The sequence below is a fragment of the Staphylococcus sp. Ze2 genome (assembly GCF_048568365.1).
GTDB lineage: Bacteria > Bacillota > Bacilli > Staphylococcales > Staphylococcaceae > Staphylococcus > Staphylococcus xylosus.
Map to the genome: position 1 here is coordinate 998,025 of NZ_CP183486.1, position 18,492 is coordinate 1,016,516.

At 32.4% G+C, this 18,492-nt stretch carries 19 protein-coding genes; 9 read left to right on the top strand and 10 right to left on the bottom strand.

The window, feature by feature from the left end:
- The first annotated feature begins 2 nt into the window (after positions 1-2).
- Positions 3-194, top strand: coding sequence for a hypothetical protein (locus ACM591_RS04265; RefSeq protein WP_029378447.1), 192 nt, complete (start codon positions 3-5; stop codon positions 192-194).
- A gap of 48 nt (positions 195-242) precedes the next feature.
- Here ACM591_RS04265 and ACM591_RS04270 read toward each other — a convergent pair whose 3' ends face one another.
- The 3 genes from ACM591_RS04270 to ACM591_RS04280 form a co-directional block, all read right to left on the bottom strand.
- Positions 243-425: a hypothetical protein gene (locus ACM591_RS04270; protein ID WP_029378448.1), complete on the bottom strand. Its 183-nt coding sequence runs from the start codon at positions 423-425 to the stop codon at positions 243-245.
- Complete coding sequence (locus ACM591_RS04275; RefSeq protein WP_029378449.1) at positions 422-781, bottom strand: hypothetical protein; 360 nt, start codon at positions 779-781, stop codon at positions 422-424. The genes ACM591_RS04270 and ACM591_RS04275 overlap by 4 nt, the downstream gene beginning before the upstream one ends.
- 70 nt (positions 782-851) lie before the next feature.
- Positions 852-1,682 (bottom strand): formate/nitrite transporter family protein, encoded by an 831-nt coding sequence (locus ACM591_RS04280; protein WP_029378450.1) that lies wholly within the window; start codon positions 1,680-1,682, stop codon positions 852-854.
- A 303-nt stretch (positions 1,683-1,985) separates the two neighbouring features.
- Between ACM591_RS04280 and ACM591_RS04285 the strand changes: the two genes are divergently transcribed.
- Positions 1,986-3,374 carry an amino acid permease gene (locus ACM591_RS04285; protein WP_029378451.1) on the top strand — a complete coding sequence of 463 codons (1,389 nt, stop codon included), beginning with the start codon at positions 1,986-1,988 and terminating at the stop codon, positions 3,372-3,374.
- A 402-nt stretch (positions 3,375-3,776) separates the two neighbouring features.
- Entirely contained in the window at positions 3,777-5,204 is a 1,428-nt protein-coding gene (locus ACM591_RS04290; protein WP_135059298.1) for an alkaline phosphatase, read from the top strand.
- 231 nt (positions 5,205-5,435) lie between these two features.
- Here ACM591_RS04290 and ACM591_RS04295 read toward each other — a convergent pair whose 3' ends face one another.
- The 6 genes from ACM591_RS04295 to ACM591_RS04320 form a co-directional block, all read right to left on the bottom strand.
- Positions 5,436-6,311, bottom strand: a complete 876-nt coding sequence (locus ACM591_RS04295) for a MurR/RpiR family transcriptional regulator (RefSeq protein ID WP_029378453.1) — start codon at positions 6,309-6,311, stop codon at positions 5,436-5,438.
- 2 nt (positions 6,312-6,313) lie between these two features.
- Positions 6,314-7,753, bottom strand: coding sequence for a PTS transporter subunit EIIC (locus tag ACM591_RS04300; RefSeq protein ID WP_029378454.1), 1,440 nt, complete (start codon positions 7,751-7,753; stop codon positions 6,314-6,316).
- Between the two features lie 72 nt (positions 7,754-7,825).
- The gene (murQ, locus tag ACM591_RS04305; protein ID WP_029378455.1) at positions 7,826-8,713 is read right to left on the bottom strand and encodes an N-acetylmuramic acid 6-phosphate etherase; all 888 of its coding nucleotides are present in this window, start codon (positions 8,711-8,713) and stop codon (positions 7,826-7,828) included.
- Positions 8,710-9,768: a MupG family TIM beta-alpha barrel fold protein gene (locus tag ACM591_RS04310; protein ID WP_029378456.1), complete on the bottom strand. Its 1,059-nt coding sequence runs from the start codon at positions 9,766-9,768 to the stop codon at positions 8,710-8,712. The genes murQ and ACM591_RS04310 overlap by 4 nt, the downstream gene beginning before the upstream one ends.
- A 98-nt stretch (positions 9,769-9,866) precedes the next feature.
- Positions 9,867-10,196, bottom strand: coding sequence for a hypothetical protein (locus ACM591_RS04315; RefSeq protein WP_038679009.1), 330 nt, complete (start codon positions 10,194-10,196; stop codon positions 9,867-9,869).
- A 188-nt stretch (positions 10,197-10,384) separates the two neighbouring features.
- Positions 10,385-11,077 (bottom strand): helix-turn-helix transcriptional regulator, encoded by a 693-nt coding sequence (locus ACM591_RS04320; RefSeq protein ID WP_029378458.1) that lies wholly within the window; start codon positions 11,075-11,077, stop codon positions 10,385-10,387.
- A gap of 456 nt (positions 11,078-11,533) precedes the next feature.
- Here ACM591_RS04320 and ACM591_RS04325 point away from each other — a divergent pair, with 456 nt between their 5' ends.
- The 4 genes from ACM591_RS04325 (at position 11,534) to ACM591_RS04340 (ending at position 17,131) form a co-directional block, all read left to right on the top strand.
- Positions 11,534-12,325, top strand: a complete 792-nt coding sequence (locus ACM591_RS04325) for an inositol monophosphatase family protein (protein ID WP_029378459.1) — start codon at positions 11,534-11,536, stop codon at positions 12,323-12,325.
- A 125-nt stretch (positions 12,326-12,450) separates the two neighbouring features.
- Complete coding sequence (locus ACM591_RS04330; protein ID WP_167330437.1) at positions 12,451-13,413, top strand: LCP family protein; 963 nt, start codon at positions 12,451-12,453, stop codon at positions 13,411-13,413.
- Positions 13,414-13,709: 296 nt separating this feature from the next.
- Positions 13,710-16,664, top strand: a complete 2,955-nt coding sequence (fdhF, locus tag ACM591_RS04335) for a formate dehydrogenase subunit alpha (RefSeq protein ID WP_029378461.1) — start codon at positions 13,710-13,712, stop codon at positions 16,662-16,664.
- Positions 16,664-17,131, top strand: a complete 468-nt coding sequence (locus ACM591_RS04340) for a DUF1641 domain-containing protein (RefSeq protein WP_029378462.1) — start codon at positions 16,664-16,666, stop codon at positions 17,129-17,131. The genes fdhF and ACM591_RS04340 overlap by 1 nt, the downstream gene beginning before the upstream one ends.
- 164 nt (positions 17,132-17,295) lie before the next feature.
- On the opposite strand, the gene ACM591_RS04345 is transcribed toward ACM591_RS04340, so the two are convergent.
- The gene (locus tag ACM591_RS04345; protein ID WP_155238581.1) at positions 17,296-17,550 is read right to left on the bottom strand and encodes a hypothetical protein; all 255 of its coding nucleotides are present in this window, start codon (positions 17,548-17,550) and stop codon (positions 17,296-17,298) included.
- Here ACM591_RS04345 and ACM591_RS04350 point away from each other — a divergent pair.
- A complete protein-coding gene (locus tag ACM591_RS04350; protein ID WP_029378463.1) occupies positions 17,438-17,671 on the top strand; it encodes a hypothetical protein in 234 nt (77 codons plus the stop codon). The genes ACM591_RS04345 and ACM591_RS04350 overlap by 113 nt on opposite strands.
- 27 nt (positions 17,672-17,698) lie before the next feature.
- Positions 17,699-18,475: an N-acetylglucosaminidase gene (locus ACM591_RS04355; protein ID WP_029378464.1), complete on the top strand. Its 777-nt coding sequence runs from the start codon at positions 17,699-17,701 to the stop codon at positions 18,473-18,475.
- Positions 18,476-18,492: the final 17 nt, after the last annotated feature.

Here is an 18,492-nt window from a genome sequence, read left to right on the forward strand (position 1 = left end):
TTATGAATATTTATTTGTTAATATTTTTCCTAGGTGGTCCTATCGTATTAGCTATAGGTAATTTAGTTTTAGGACCTATATTTAATAAAAAGATTCCTTTTAATATACAATTTCGTTCATTTATGGTTGGTTCGATGGTTTATTTATTAGGTGCTGTAGCTTTATATTATTTTGTACTACAATATAGGTTTTAATTATATATTAAAAACAGATGACGCTTTACGAGACAAGCGCCATCTGTTTTATAGAAATTGAAATATTAATGTTACACATACTAGGACAAGTAGCATAGCATCTATACCTATCATGATAGCAAACCGGGGATTCTTTTCTCCGGTTTCTTTTGTTTTTTTATAGGCTTTCAAATTTGGTATTAAGCTCACAATTAATAAAATAATTACTACGATTCCTAAAATTACACTCATGATTTGTCACCACCATTTTGATTTTTTGCTAGAAACTCCCATACGTAGCCGGCAATAATACCTAAGATTAATCCAATAATAATTCCGGCTTTTATTGCTGAAAAGAGAGCGCTTATGATAATCGCAATTAATAATGCAATAGGAATGGTTATACCAAATTTATATTTTCGTTCTGGAGAATTTACAATAGAAAACAAAGTATAATATAAAATACCAAAAACAAAAATCACCATTATACTTTTTAATATTAAAGGACCAACTGAACTATCAGATCCACTAAAATAATTTAAAAAGAAAAATAACACACCAAATATAATGGAAATCGTAAGCGTACGTTTCATTAAGTGTTTATTCATATATAACTCCTTTGTAATAAATCTACTGAAAATTATACCATATAACACAGATGAATTATTGTATTAGCAGTTATCTTGGTATATTACGTTCATATTGGTGATGATCATTTAAATATGCATAAAACAAACCTATTATTAATCCTCCTCCGATATAATTACCAATGCCTGCACCTAATAAATTAATAATTGCAGGTATAAGTGCTAATTCACTGCTTTGATATACTAAACCACCACCAAATAGTACAGAGTTATAAACCACATGCTCATAACCCATAAAGGCAAATATAGATACACCAAACATCATAACGAACATTTTAGCTAAAATATCGTCTATTTGCATCGCTATAACTAAAGAGATATTAATGAAAAAATTAGCGAAGATACCCTTAATCAATATTGATGTAAAACTAGCAGTTAATGTCTTATGTTCAATAGTATGCTCTAATTGTATTAACATGTCAGTAGTCATCACATCAGAATGACGTAATAATAAGAAAAATAAAAAGCCACCTAATGCATTACCGATAAAGCATAATGTGAAAATTTTCAAAACTCTGGTAGGGTTGATGACACGATAATATAAACCAACTGTAAAATACATAAAGTTACTTGTCAGCAATTCTGAATTAGTAAATAAGATGAGTACTAGAGCAAAACTAAATGCTATAGATGCAATAATATTGATGATGCCAGAAGGTAGATGAGTTTCTAGGGATGCTTTAATAAGTAAGACAAATACAGTAATAACACCTAGAATAAAACCAGCCATTATAGCTCGTAGTAAATAGCGCTTAAAATAAAAACTTTGTAAGATGTCTTTAGTTTTAATAGTATCAACTACGTGATCAATCCAAGCTTTGCCATAAAATACTTTATCCCATTTAATGTTTTTTTCGCTCAATTTTTTATCCCCGCTTTCTGTAATTAATTATAAGTATACTATGTTATGTAGAATTTGTGATATTTTTCACAAATTCTACATGAATTCATGTTCACTTAAATTTTTATAGTTGATTTTCAAGAAAAATAATTTTTAAAAAAAGCTTTACTTTCCAATGTAAAATCGCATACAATTGATAAACGGTAATGTAAGCCCTTACATTATTCGAAAATAATTGTTTAAATTTTTTGAATTTATAGTATAATAACGACATAATAAGTGAATTTAGTTCCACTTATATTTGAAAGAGATGGGGTTTGAATGATGAAAGATAATAATGAATTACAGAGGGGGCTAGGTGCACGTCAAATGCGTATGATTGCACTTGGTGGAACGATTGGTGTAGGACTATTTATGGGAGCTACAAGTACTATAAAATGGACAGGTCCTTCTGTTATATTTGCATATTTAATAGCAGGTATATTTTTATTCTTAGTAATGAGAGCAATGGGAGAAATGGTTTATTTACATCCAACTTCTGGTTCTTTTGCTAACTTTGCGAGTGATTACATACATCCAGTAGCAGGGTATCTAACAGCTTGGAGTAACGTTTTTCAATGGGTAGTTGTAGGTATGAGTGAGGTTATTGCAGTCGGAGAATATATGAACTATTGGTTCCCTGACTTACCACAATGGATACCGGGCGTTATTGTTGTAGTTTTATTAGCTGGAGCTAACCTTGTATCTGTTAAAGCGTTTGGTGAATTTGAGTTCTGGTTTGCAATGATTAAAGTAGTTACAATTATTTTAATGATAGTAGCTGGTTTTGGTCTTATCTTCTTTGGTCTAGGAAATGGTGGAGAAGCAATTGGTCTATCAAATCTATGGGATCATGGCGGATTTATGCCTAACGGTTGGATTGGCTTTTTCTTTGCACTTTCAATTGTTATCGGATCATACCAAGGTGTTGAATTAATTGGTATTACCGCTGGTGAAACAAAAGATCCACAAAAAAATATCAAGAGCGCGGTTAACGGTGTTATCTGGCGTATATTGATTTTCTATATTGGTGCAATTTTTGTAATTGTTACAGTTTATCCTTGGAATGAACTAGGCAATATTGGTAGTCCATTTGTAGCTACATTTGCTAAAGTAGGTATCACTTTTGCAGCAGGATTAATCAACTTTGTTGTACTTACTGCAGCGATGTCAGGCTGTAACTCAGGTATATTTAGTGCTAGCCGTATGTCATTAAATTTATCTCAAAAAGGTATGTTACCTAAATTCTTTGGTAAAGTTATGAAAAATGGTGTCCCTGTTTGGACTGTACTTGCCATTGCAACAGGCATTTTAATTGGTGCTTTGCTTAACGTAATCTTACCGTTATTTATCAAAGGTGCCGATAGTGTATTCGTATATGTTTATAGTGCTTCGATTTTACCAGGGATGGTACCATGGTTCATGATTTTAATTAGTCATTTAAGATTTAGAAAAAATCATCCTGAAGAAATGGAAGGCCACCCATTTAAGATGCCAGGTGGTGCATTTACAAACTACATTACAATGGCGTTCTTTATCATGGTATTAATCGGTATGTTATTTAATAAGGAAACTGTGGTTTCTGTAGTTATCGGTATTGTATTTCTATTGTTTATGACAATGTTCTTCTTCTTGAAGGGCTACCATAAATTAAGTAAAGATCAACAACTCTAAAGTGTAATAGGGTAATTATATTTATATAAATTATTTTAATATTTAAAGTATTTTGTGAGAGGCTGGGACAATTTTAATTGTCCCAGCCTTAATGATTATAAAGAACCACTTCTCAATGTAATGAGTTAGTGGTTCTTATGCATGAGCAATAGCTTAGGTAAACCTTTTTTATCAAATAAGTCATTTTAATAAGATGAGACGATGAAACCTTTGTAAATGAATTAGCTTTCTGTCTCGTTACCATTTTTTAATTATTATCAGAATGTACTTTTTAATCCGTTATACACATAACTTTATTAATTAATTTACATAAAATTTACTGCAATAAAATAATTACTCAAAACTTGTAGACTACACTTAAAGTGTAGATTGATAATACATATTTAAAGGAGTTATTACTTTATGAAAATTTTTAACAAATTAGCAACTGTTTCTGTGGCAAGTGCAATCGTTATGGGTTCTGTGTTGGGGAGTGTGCAGTCAACCTATGCCTCGGCTGGAGGACATGCGCCAAAAGAAAATGGTGTTTCATATATGGGTAATACAAAAAATGCAAAGAATGTAATATTTTTAGTTGGGGATGGTATGGGTCCTTCGTACAATTCTGCTTATCGTTACTTTGCTGATAATCCAGAAACAAAAGAAATGGAAAAGACTGCTTTTGATAAATATCTAGTAGGTAATCAACGTACAAATCCGAGCGATCCAAAAGAAAATGTAACTGATTCTGCGGCTGGTGCGACAGCGTTTAGTTCTGGTCATAAAACTTACAACGGGGCTATTGGTTTAGATGATAATAAGAAAAAAGTGAAAACTGTGTTAGAGCAAGCAAAAGAGAATGGTAAGTCAACTGGATTAGTTTCTACTGCAGAATTAACTGATGCAACGCCAGCAGCATACGCAGCGCATGTTGATAGCCGAGACAAAAAAGATGAAATTGCTAAACAATTTTATAACGATAAAATTAAAGGTGAGCATAAAGTAGACGTTTTACTTGGTGGCGGGGCAGAATATTTTGGTAAAGAAAATGGTAATTTAGCAGATAAGTTTAAAAAAGACGGCTATGATGTTGTCGACAATAAAACAGATATGAAACAGTCTACGAACAAAAAAATCTTAGGGTTGTTTGCTGATAATGATATGCCATTACAAATTGACGCACCAGATAAAAATCCAAGACTGCTAGATATGGCAGATACAGCAGTAAATAAATTACAAGAAAATGATAAAGGTTTCTTCTTAATGGTAGAAGGCGCATCTATAGATAAAGCAGGTCACCCAAATGATGTAACGGGTGTAATGTCTGAAATGAATGGTTTCGAAAAAACGTTTGAATTTGCTACAAATTATGCAAAATCAAATCCTGATACACTAGTCGTTGCAACAGCAGATCATTCAACTGGTGGTTTGTCTATTGCTAAAGGTAAAGATTATGTTTGGAATCCAGAGGCAATTCAGTCTATGAAACACTCAGGTATGCATATGACTAAAGAAATTGCTGAAGGCAAAGATTCACAAAAAGTAATTCAAGACGGTTATGGTTTTGAAGTTGAGCAATCACAAATTGATAAAGTTAAAGACGAAGCAACAAAACTCAATAAATTAGATAAAGATTCCGATGAATATAAAGAACAAATGCAAAAAGTTCAAGATGCCATACAAAAACCAATAAATGACAAATCTAATACTGGCTGGACAACATATGGTCATACTGGTGAAGATGTAAACACATATGCATATGGGCCTGGTAGTGAGCAATTTAGAGGAAATATAGATAACACAGATAATGCGAACAATATCTTTGATTTCTTCAAAAATGAACAAAACTAATTGAATCAAATGGTATTAGTATAATGTTAGTGAGAAAGATAATAAATAATGACAAATAAATAGGAAGTGAGCTTGATAAATCACATGAAATATTGGTTTATCTCTCACTTCTTTATTTCATTGGCGATTAAAAATGATATGAACTAAAATTTTTGATTCAAAAAACTAGTATAAAAAGATAAAACCAACCTACTCAACTTAAAGAAACAGTTGTTAGGTTGGTTTTTTATATTAATGTTTAAAATATATATTAGATAAATGCTTTCGATAATTATCTAAAGCCATTTTAGATTGAGTAATAGCGTCTAATGATTTGTCGTAATTTAATGCGATGTAGCGGTAATATAAAATATCGACTGTGAACAATTGAGCAAATAAAGAGGTTGTTGCAGCCATACGTAATTCATTTTCATCTGTTTGACCATATATCAGTGTATAATCTGATATTTTTGCAATAGGATTATCGTTCGAACTTGAAATAGTTATGATAGGAATTTGATAATCTGTTGCTACCTTTGCCATGGATTGCAATTCACTGTGACTACCTTGATTTGTCACGAATATAATACAATCACGTTCATCATGTGTAGCAAGTGTAGACATAAACAAATGAGTTTCTTGCAAAAGTCTTACATTTAATCCAATTCTAGATAGTTTTTGAAATAGGTCTGTAACAATAACAAGTGAAGCCCCGTAACCAAATAGAAAAATCGTGCGAGCACTTTGCATCTTTGCACATATCATATCTATATTTTCATTTTCAATATGGTCTGACACGAAGTTCATCGTGTTTGTAACACGTGATAACATTTTAGACTTTAATACATCTACAGATTCATTATCCATTAATTCAAGGTGATTGTTGTTTAATGTTTCTTCGGGTAAATAGCGAGAAATGGCTATTTTAAGCTCTTGAAATCCTTTTTCGGTCATTTTCTTACTGAATCTAACGATAGACGCAGTACTTGTATTTATTTCATCAGATAAATCTTGAACAGACATATTGATAATCTTATGTGGTGTATTTAAGATATAATCAGCAATTTTTTTCTCACTTTTAGTTAATTTCGGGTATTGTCGATCAATTTTATATAGTACGTTGGTCATAGTTAATCACCTAGAGTATCAGTTTCTCGCATAGCCTTTGTCGTGCCGAAGAAATAAGTGAATAAGAAACCACCGGCATATGCTGCGAGTAATCCGGCTATATAGCCTAAGTACATGTGGTCCGAAATCAATGGCAATAATGATATGCCACTTGGGCCAATTGCGGTTGCACCAATATGGCCAATGCCTCCAATGACAGCGCCACCGATACCACCACCAATACAAGCCGTTATAAATGGTTTGCCTAAAGGTAAGGTAACACCATAAATTAGAGGCTCACCAATCCCTAAAAATCCAACCGGTAGGGCACCTTTAAGTGTATCCCTTAGTGTTGTGTTTTTACTACATCTTACCCATAATGCTAAAGCAGCTCCGACCTGTCCAGCACCAGCCATAGCAGCAATTGGTAATAAATAAGTTGCGCCAGTTTGATTGATCATCTCAATGTGAATAGGTGTGAACATATGATGCAAGCCTAACATAACTAATGGTAAGAAAAAGGCTCCAATAATAAACCCACTAAAGACACCACCAACGTCGATAATTGCATTGATAACTGAGACAAGTCCATCTGAAACGAAGCCAGCTAATGGCATAAAAATAAAGATTGTTAGAAGTCCTATAATAAACAGAGTGATTGTAGGCGTAACGATAATATCTACGGCGTTTGGAACAATTTTATGTAATCGTTTCTCAACGATACTAAGAAGCCATACTGCAAAAATTACGCCAATTATACCACCTTGACCAGCTTGTAGCGGTTCGCCTGTAAAAATGTTGGTAATCATATTTTCATCAGTTAAACCCGTTAATAATGTTGTACCACCAATAACACCACCTAAACCTGGTGTAGCGCCAAATTCTTTAGCTGCATTGATACCAGTAAAGATTGCCAAATATGCGAGCATACCATCTTTAATGACATTGAAGACTGTGACCAGTTGTGTTACCCACTCGCCGGAAATTTGACCAGCTGCTAAAAGGTTACTTAATACAGCTGCGATACCACCAATTAAACCTGCCCCAATAAATGCGGGGATAAGAGGTATAAAGATATTAGCAATTGTTTTTAGTAATTTATTAAATTTACCGCGATGTTGCTTACTTTGAATAGAAGTTTTATTTTCTTTAGCTTTCGCTTCAGCATCTTCGCGGTAATTTTTAGTGTTATGGGGGATAGTTTCACCTAAGCGTACACCGCTTAAGTCAGACATATGAGTAGCAACTTTATTGACTGTTCCTGGTCCAACAACGACCTGTACGCGATCGTCTTTTACGACACCCATCACGCCTTTAATTGCTTTTAGTTTCTCATAGTCAATTTTATCTTCATCGAGTACTTTTATTCTAACTCGAGTCATACAATTAATAACGTTATCCATATTATCAATTCCACCAACAGCATCTATGATACTTTCAGCAAGTATTTGCTCTTTTGTCATAAAATGACCTCCTTTTATGTCATTGAAGATTTATGAAATGTATAAAAAAATGAAAATTATAGTTAAAAATATTTAGTCTTTAATGGCTTGTTTGATAATATTGTCGTTTTCCTGTAAACGTCTTAAAGCTTCCTCTTTGGATATATTGCATAAGTGCATAACAACAGCAACTTTTAAATTTTGCTCTGCTTCTTCATATAATATTTGAGATTGTTCGTATGAAGTATCACAAATATCTTGAATTATACGGATAGAGCGATCAATTAACTTTTGATTTGTTGCTTTAACATCGACCATAAGGTTGTCATATACTTTACCAACACCAACCATTGTGATAGTAGATATCATATTCAGTATTAATTTTTGAGCAGTTCCTGATTTTAATCTAGTAGAACCAGTTAATACTTCTGGCCCAACATTAACTTCAATAGGGAATTGGGCTAATTTGCTAATTTGAGTATCTACATTACAGGAAATTGCTACGGTATATGCACCAACTTTGTTTGCGAATTTTAATCCTCCTTTGACGTAAGGGGTACTACCGCTTGCAGCTATACCAATAACAACATCTTTTTCACAAAGGTGGATGTGTTTTAAATCTTCATGCGCAAGTATTTCATCATCTTCAGCACCTTCAACAGCGACAGTCATCGCGCGTTGTCCACCAGCGATTAAGCCAATGACCTCATTTGTACTCGTATTAAATGTCGGTACGCATTCGGCGGCATCGAGTACGCCTAATCGACCACTTGTACCTGCACCCATATAGATAATACGGCCACCTTGCTTAAACTGATGTGTGGTAATTTCAATTACTTTCGTTAATTCAGGTAAGATGACTTTTATTTGTTCGGGGACTTTTTGATCTTCTGCATTCATTGTTTCTAAAGCTTGTTGAATAGTCATTTCATCTAAATGCATTGTTGCTTCATTTCTTGATTCAGTTATTGATTTATTCATGATTTCAACTCCTTAGCATTTATTGTGAATTCAAATGAATCATTAGGTCGCATACAGTTGATGATTGGTATGTCCTCGGTGTCAATTTGCGCTACAACATTTACATTTTTATGCGGTGGTAATACTTTATTAATGATTTGTAATTCACCTTGATAACGTCCATTAAGTTTATTGTCTAAAGTTATTGCGCCGAGTGTCCTTTCAGTTACTAATAATGGTTGTATATCAGCTTTACAATAATGGCGTGCTTCTTGAGATCTAATTAAAGTGCCGGGATTGTCAGGGCGCACTGTGTGAGATTTTAGTAAAATATCTTCCGCCTGTTTATCAAGTAATGTTATGGATAAGTTAAAATGTCTTTTTTCTAAAAATGAAATAAGTTGGTGCGCATTGTGACGGTTTAAATACGGATCACCAATCATAATATGTTGTGTATTTAAGTCTTGAAGTAATTGTGCGCTCTCAATTGTATGCATATATCTTGCGGTTTCTATTGTTGGTAAGCCTTTGAAAAGCGGGCCACGAAGTGTTGTTCCTACAATAAATCCATAAATATTAGCCTTGGGATTATACGATAGAATTAATTCATTTTGTGATTTAACAAATTGCGCTTCTAACCCTGTGTCAGGTCGAGGATAATAGTTATGACAATAGCATAAGTAATTAAAATGATTTAGGTTTTGATATAAATGTTGTAGTAACTGATCTGAAATAATACTAGCGTTTAAACAGCATTGGAAATCATTACTTATAATTTCATTTACAATTTCAATGGAAGTACTATGATCAATTCGAATAATAAATTGCGCAGAGTCATATTGCTTTAAAAATTCATAAAAATGATGATCCAGCAATGAAGGATTGATATCAATCATAAAATTCAGTTGGTCATTTGATAAAAAATCTAAAAGTTCTCCCAAATAACGATATTTAGTGTCATCATTCTCTTCGGGTATTTGAACTGAAGTAAAAATTGTCTTGTACCCTAGATCGACCATGCGTCGTATATACGACTTATCGATGGGTTGACCAAGATAAATGGAAAAGCCGTGCATCAGTTATCACTCCTCAATTACTGTAATCGTTTTCATTGTACAATAAATGAAAAACTATTACAATTTCATTTTCAATAAAACCTTAAAGTGAAATTTTATTACAAAATGAAGGAGAGTGATTTTAGTATTTTGAGTAATTGTCCTTGAATAATTTCAATATGTTTAAGCGTATTGCCAATTGTGAACTCATCCATTGGATCTGCTATTTGATTGGATAAAAAATTGAAATAGTTATAATGAAAAAGGGAATTATGTTGTAAGTTATTTTGAATGAAGTCATTGTAGTCATGTTCGATATAAGTATGTAATTCTTTCTGGAATTTTAATTTGTCTCTATGCTCGGTCATAATACCATATTTGTATAATTCGATTAAGTTTAATAATTTCATTATACGCTGTTCTAAGTTGTGTAAATCTAGGTGATACATAAAAGACATCCTTTCGTAAATTATGATATTAATTTGGTTAGGTTTTTAATCGTAGCTAAATATTTATAATAAATGGGCGTTACTAAGTAGCATATAGTAGAGGTTGTTATATTGTCTTAGTTTCAATTGGCTTAGTGGCAAGTTTAATTTTGGAGTGAAAATAGAAAATAAAAAATCCAACTGACACATTATGACTCAGTTGGATTTAAAAATTGCTGATAATTATTTATATTTATATCTTGCGTTTTAATCGTTTTTTCAAATGAATACGAAATATCATGAATATCAATAATCGGAATTTCATTTGTTTTACCGAGTCCAATTTCAAAGATAATTGCTTTCCATAATCCTTCTTCACATAAAAGGCCTATAAAAATGACATTTTCTGTTACAACTTGATTGTTGTTATAAAATTCCATCGCCATTACATTTCTTTCCGTACTATAAATGAGTACATCAGAAAATATAGGGGGTAAATTCGTGTGTTGCTGTTTGTCGAATTTAATATAACGATCTAGTTTTTTTAGTGCTCTTCTCATTTTAGTATAGGGCAAGTTGAGACATTTTTTAATAATAGCATTAATTTCTTCTCTGTATGGAAGTGTTGTATATGATTGACTTTCATTGAGTACCAAGAATAAAGCGGATAATTGATTCTCAGTTAGCTCAATTTCATAACTGTTTGGCGTTTCTTGCAGTTGATAACCGCCAAGTTTGCCGTGTTTTGCTAGTATTTTAACACCTTGATCTTCTAAATCTTGAATATCTCTTAAAATAGTACGCTTTGACACATTTAAATTTGAAGCTAACTCTGATGCTGTAATTTGTTTATTCTCTTGAATGGCTAGAACAAGTTTATTTTGTCTTTCGCGTTTATTCATTAGAAAGTCACCTCCCGAATGATTACATATTACATTTATTATAGCATAAAAGTGACAATGACGACATTTAGAAAATAAATTTTTAAAAAATTAAAGAAAACGCTTACATATTCTGAAAGGTTATGTTATTATGAATTTAGTAACAAGGGGATAGCGAGTAGATGACAAAGGGGTAGGCTATTACATAATAGTTTTGTTAACATCTATTCGTACGAGTTACTAATCAAACATCTTCAATATTTATTACTTACTTTCCTTTCTATTTAACCGACTAGCATCGCTAGTCGGTTTTATTTATGTTATGAGCGTGGCTTTAAAAAAGACTTATATTTAGTTATAGGAGTTTTCAAAGTTAGTTTCTATCATATATTTCTTTGATAATTCTATGATAGAATATAACAAATTATACATAGCGATTATTTTCTTAACATATTATTTAAAAGAGGTGTACTACAAATGGAAAAAACACAATTAAATTACATAGATGAGTCAGTAATAGCCTGGTTAGAAACTTTGGACGAGATTATTCCTAGTCTTATAAAAGAAATGGTAACAAGCACAAAACAGAATAGATTTGATTTAGTGACAAATGTTGATAAATCGATTCAACAAAAATTTGAACAGTTTTTAGCTGAAAATTATCCAGAGCATCAATTATTTGCAGAAGAAAAGTCTAATACCGATATCAATGCCAAGGAGGGGCATGTATGGGTAATGGATCCTATAGACGGTACGACAAATTTAGTTAAACAACAAGAAGATTATTGTATTATCTTAGGTTATTTCGTTGATGGAGTACCTGTCTTATCTTATATCTATGATTATCCACATAGGAAACTATATAAAGCAATTAAAGGTTATGGTGCATATTTAAATGGAGAGCGACTCATAGAACCAGAACCTATAGATTTACAAGAAGCGATTATTTCATTTAATTCATTAGTGATTAATGATGAAACTATTCATGATTTACAGGATGCATCATTTGGATATCGTTGTATTGGCTCATGTGGGTTAGATTCAATTCGTGTTATTAAAGGGCAATTTGGTGCTCATATAAATACAAACCCTAAACCGTGGGATATTGCAGCCCAATTTTTATTTGCAAGTGAACTTGGCTTGGAAATGACAACTTTGGATAATACAGCGTTAGATTTTGCTAAAGCCGGTCCATTTATAATTAGTAATCCAGCTTGTCATGAAAAAGTATTATCAATTTTAAATTCTGGCAATGGATATAAGAAATAAAACATTATTTACTATATTAATATTTTATTTAATAAATAATAGGTCTTAAGAACTATGTCATCTTAAAAGCAATACTATATAATGTATTATTAAATAGAATAGAAAATTGAATACGGAAATGGAGTATGATAAGAGTGAATCGTTCTGAGAAGAATAGAAAAATGGGCTTACCTGCTAAAATATTTTTATGGTTTTTGGGGATATTAGTTTTATTTGCTTTACTAGCAGTGATTTACCTTGGTTTCAAAATATTTTCTGTTGGAGGATCAATACACAATCCATTAGATAGAGATAAATCGGCATTAAGAGATAAAAATGTGAATTTAGATAATGGTGATCCATTTACTATAGCCTTATTTGGTGTAGATTCAGATGCTAAAAGAGATGCAGCTGGAGGTGGGCAACGTAGTGATACGGTGATGGTATTATCGATAAATCCACAAAAAAAAACAACTGAAATTGTAAGTATCCCTAGAGATACACAAGCTGATATCGTAGGTAAAGGAACTACTGAAAAAATTAACCACGCTTATGCTTATGGTGGTCCAGATATGGCAGTAAAATCAGTTGAAAAATTATTAAATGTACCAATAGATCATTATGCAACAATAGATATGGATGGTATGAAAGATATGATAGATACGGTCGGCGGTATTTCAGTAACAAGTAACGCTACATTTTCTTATGATGGCTACCAGTTTAACGAAGGTGAAAACACAAAAATGGATGGCAAAGAAGCGATGGCATTTATTAGAAGTCGTAAAGAAGATGGCGCAGGTGGAGACTTTGGACGTCAGGAACGTCAACAATTAGTAATACAAGGCCTTGCGAACAAATTAACAAGTGTAAGTTCAGTAACGCACTTCAATTCTTTGATGAATCATGTCGAGGACAACGTTAAGACAGATCTTACAATTGGACAATTAAATAAAGTTAGAAGTAATTATAAAGATGCTAATGATAATGTTAATAGACATCAATTAGAAGGTCAAGGTGGCATACAAGATGATGGACTTTATTACTTTGTTCCAAGTGAAAGTTCGTTAAGTGAAATCGAATCAATAATTAAAAATAATTTAGGTATATAATTTTATAAAGCTATATGTTTACAAGATCATGTGAACATATAGTCTTTTTTTATTTATACTATGACAATTATTAAGATGTTTGTACCATTCTCTATACTTTTGATTTTGTGCTATATACTAAATAAAGAATAAAAAACAGTGAAATATAATAGAATACCTTAACATTTAATGTAAATACATATACAATATAAGTAACATTATCTTAAAAAAGTGTGGGGCTTTTTAGATGGAATGTTAATCAACATCTTATGAAGTTTTTACATGGGTAGAATTAAATAATAATAGGGGTGAAGATTATGCAAGAACATTTAATTGTCTCTTTAGATGGTAAAGACTATCTTGTAGAACCCGGAACAAATTTACTACAGTTTATTAAATCTCAAGATACTTTTGTTCCGTCGATATGCTATAACGAATCGTTAGGACCTATCCAAACTTGTGATACATGTACTGTTGAAATTGATGGCAAAATGCAACGAGCATGTAGTACGACGATAGACAAACCAATGATTGTTAATACGCAAAATGACAAGGTACAAACTAGTCAAAAAGAAGCACTTGATAGAATTTTAGAAAAGCATATGCTTTATTGTACTGTGTGTGATTATAACAATGGTGATTGTGAAATTCACAATACAATGGATCAATGGGGATTAGAACATCAAACCTATGAATATAAGGAAAAACCTTATGAAAAAGATTATGGTCCATTCTATCGTTATGACCCAAATCAATGTATTTTGTGTGGTCGTTGTGTTGAAGTTTGCCAAGACGTTCAAGTAAACGAAACACTTACAATTGATTGGGAACGTCAACAGCCACGAGTAATCTGGGACAATGATACAACGATAAATGATTCATCGTGTGTAGGCTGTGGACAATGTGCAACAGTATGTCCTTGTAACGCGATGATGGAAGTGAATATGGAAGGTAACGCAGGTTACATGACAGATTTAGAGCCAGGTTCACTTGCAGCGATGATTGATTTAACTAAAAAAGCAGAGCCAGGTTATGGCCCATTGTTTGCTGTTTCAGACTCAGAAGCGGCTATGCGCGAAGAACGTATCGAAAAAACTAAGACAGTGTGTACATACTGTGGTGTAGGTTGTTCTTTCGATGTGTGGACAAAAGATAGAGAAGTGTTAAAAGTTCAGCCACAACACGAATCACCAGCAAATAAAATTTCTTCTTGTGTTAAAGGGAAATTTGGTTGGGATTATGTTGATTCAGATGAACGTTTAACGAAGCCTTTAGTACGTAAAAATGGGCAGTTTGAAGAGGTTGAATGGGAAGAAGCATTGAAAGTTGTTGCGGATAACTTTAACAAGGTCAAAGCTTCTCACGGCTCTGATGGTTTAGCATTTATTTCTTCTTCTAAAGCTACAAATGAAGAATCTTATCTTATGCAAAAACTCGCTAGACAAGTTATTGGTACAAATAACGTAGATAATTGCTCACGTTATTGCCAAGCGCCAGCGACTAAAGGATTATTTAGAACTGTAGGGCATGGCGGTGACTCAGGTTCTATTGATGACCTTGAGATTGCAGATATGGTGGTATTGATAGGTACAAATACTGCAGAAGCACATCCAGTAATTGCATCTCGTATTAAACGAGGGCATAAACTATATAACAATACTTTAAATGTCTTTGATATTCGTAAACATGAAATGGCAGAACGTGCCGATAATTTCTATCAACCAAAACCAGGTACAGATTTAGTATGGTTATCTGCTGTAACTAAATATATTATTGATAATGAATTGCATGATAAATCATTTATTGATGAATGGGTTAACCATTTTGATGATTATTATAATTCATTAGCGCCATACACTATGGAGTTTGCAGAAGAAACTACAGGTATTTCTAAAGAAGAATTAATAGATTTTGCGCAACAAGTAGCAGACGCTAAGTCAGTATCTATTGCTTGGGCCATGGGAGTTACTCAACAAGATATAGGTAGTGATACGTCAACTGCAATTTCTAATTTATTATTAGCAACAGGTAACTATAGAAAACCAGGTACAGGCGCTTATCCTCTGCGTGGACATAATAATGTTCAAGGATGTAGTGATATGGGAAGTATGCCTGATCAATTCCCAGGTTATCAAAAAGTTGTAGACGACGAAATTAGAGCTAAATTTGAACGTGAATATGGCGAAGCACTACCAAGCAAAGTTGGTAAAGATAATCACCAAATGATGGAAGGCATACACGAAGGTGAAATCGATTCCTTATATTTATATGGTGAAGATACAGGTATTGTCGATTCTAATATCAACTATGTACAAGCAGCATTAGAAAAAGTTGGTTTCTTAGTAGTACAAGATGAATTCTTTACATTTACAGCTACGTTTGCTGATGTTGTATTACCAGCAAGTCCTTCACTTGAAAAAACTGGAACATTTACTAATACAGAGCGTCGTATCCAACGTTTGTATCAAGCTTTAGATACTAAAGGCGATTCTAAACCTGACTGGGAAATTATCCAAGCAGTAGCTAAATCATTAGGATATGATTGGGGCTACACACATCCAAGCGAAATCATGGATGAAATTGCTAGAGTTACACCGCTTTATTCAGGTGTGAATTACGACAGACTTGAAGGATATAATAGTTTACAATGGCCAGTTGCTGAAGATGGTACAGATGAACCAACATTATATCTTAATGGATTTAATTTTGAAGATGGTAAGGCTAATTTCTATCCATTAACATTTGATAACTTCTTTAAAGTGAACGAAGAATATGACTTACATGTTAATAATGGACGTTTATTAGAACATTTCCATGAAGGTAACATGACTTATAAAGTACCGGGATTAGAATATAAAATGCCACATGCCTTCGTTGAAATATCTCCTGAGCTTGCTAAAGAAAGAGATATTCATGAAGGAGCAGAAATTAAATTGATTTCTGAAACTGGTGAAGCAGAATTAATTGCTCATGTTACAGATAGAGTAAAAGGAAAAGAAATTTACATTCCTTTAAATAATAATGCAATGGTTCATGGAGATAAGGGTGCTATCAACTTATTAACTAATAGTGATGTTGATAAAGACACAGATACACCATCATATAAACGCACAAGTTGTCGTATGGAAGTTAAAACGCGTAGAGGTAAATCACCACTGAATCCTACGAACTTCCGTGTTAATAAACAACGTCAACCACAATATAGTGTTCGAGTTCAAGACAAATGGAAACGTGAAGATTATACATTCCCAGGAAGTCAGGTGGATAAATAATGGCTGAAAGAATAACTAATATTAAACGTATGCAAAAGTCCGAAGAAGAATTAAAACAAGAGAGTTTGGCGGAAGTTACAGATGCAATTGTTGCCAATAAAGATAGCATCTTAAAAGCAATTAATATTATCAGTACATTAGATGATGCTAAATTATTAGATGCATTATCCGGCGCAGTCAAAAGTAGAGGTGTCATTGCTAATAAATTTTCAGTTGAATTAAACAAAGAACAATATACAGGGTTAATTTCAAATATGGCTTCACTTGTATTTTTACTTGGTGATTTAGATGTAAATGATTTATCGACAATGCTTAATAAAGTAAATAAAGGTTTGAGTGTTGCCAATAAAGCAAACCCTAATCAAAAGACATCCATTACTGGTTTGATGGGTATATTGAAAGATGAAGAAATGAATCGTAGTTTAACCTATATGCTAAACATGCTGAGAGGTATGTCTAGAGAATAGATAGATTATAATTACAAATTAATAAAAATAAACGAGGCTAGGGTATTAATAAATATCCTAGCCTCGTTTATATTCACAGGTGAAATTTATCGACATCGATTGAATATTTAGTTGCTTGAAAATTAAACAACCATTTAGAAGTGTACTAAAAGCAATGAGTAATTTTAAATTTCTTTTGATTGTCTTGCTGTTATTGTTTTTAAAATGACATATTGAAAGATGATTAAATGTGATACAATTTCTATTATTAGTGTTTTATTTAACTTATTAATTAAAGCAAGGAGTGGAAGACGTATCAATCCAAAAATGATAAAAATATCAGCTATAATGTCTAATATATTTTTAGTTATTGGAATTGTATTTTTATTAACTTTTAATATTTTAATGGCGATAACGATGTTTGTATTGTCTTTAGTCATTAGTTTAACTATATTTAACACGTTATTTAGAGATCGTAAAGGTATGAGAATAGCAATTAATGTTTCCTTTATAATTGTTTTAATTGCTATTGTATTTGCTTATGTTACATTAACAAAATAAGTGTAGGATAAGGGGTTATTTCACATAATGAATGAAAAACTAAAGCGTAAATTACCGTTGATTTTGGTGGGAGTAATTGTATTAATATTTGTTGTGTTATTGATTATTAATGAAACAGATTTATTTGATAAAAGTAAAACTCACACTTTCGATGAAGCGGTTGATAAACAAGTTGGAGCAGGCACATTAAATATGACTGAAAAAGATGGTCAATTTGTTGTGGCTTCAAAAAATGATGTAAAGCAAGCAATGGATGTTAATAGTGACAAAGAAAATTTGAACCACATGGATATTTCTGAAAAAGTGTCAATGTCTGAAAAGGAATTGAACAATATTTTAAAAGATAAGGGCATTTTAAAAAATAAAGGCAAGGCGTTTTTAAAAGCACAAGACGAATATGAAGTGAACGTGCTATATTTAGTCAGTCATGCGTTAGTAGAAACGGGTAATGGACAGTCAGATTTAGCTAAAGGTATTGAAGATGATGGAGAGCACTACTATAACTTTTACGGTATAGGCGCATTTGATGAAGATGCTATTCACACTGGTAGTAGTTTTGCTAAAAAACAGAAATGGACTTCACCAGAAAAAGCAATTATGGGTGGGGCTGAATTTGTAAGAAACAATTATTTTGAAAATGATCAACTTTCATTATATCAAATGCGTTGGAATCCAGAATCTCCAGGTGAACATCAATACGCCAGTGATATTGAGTGGGATGAAAACATCGCAACCTTTATGCAACGTTACTATGATGATTTAGGTATAAAAAAAGATCATGTAAAAAAAGATTATTATTTATAAAAAATAGCAATAGAGTA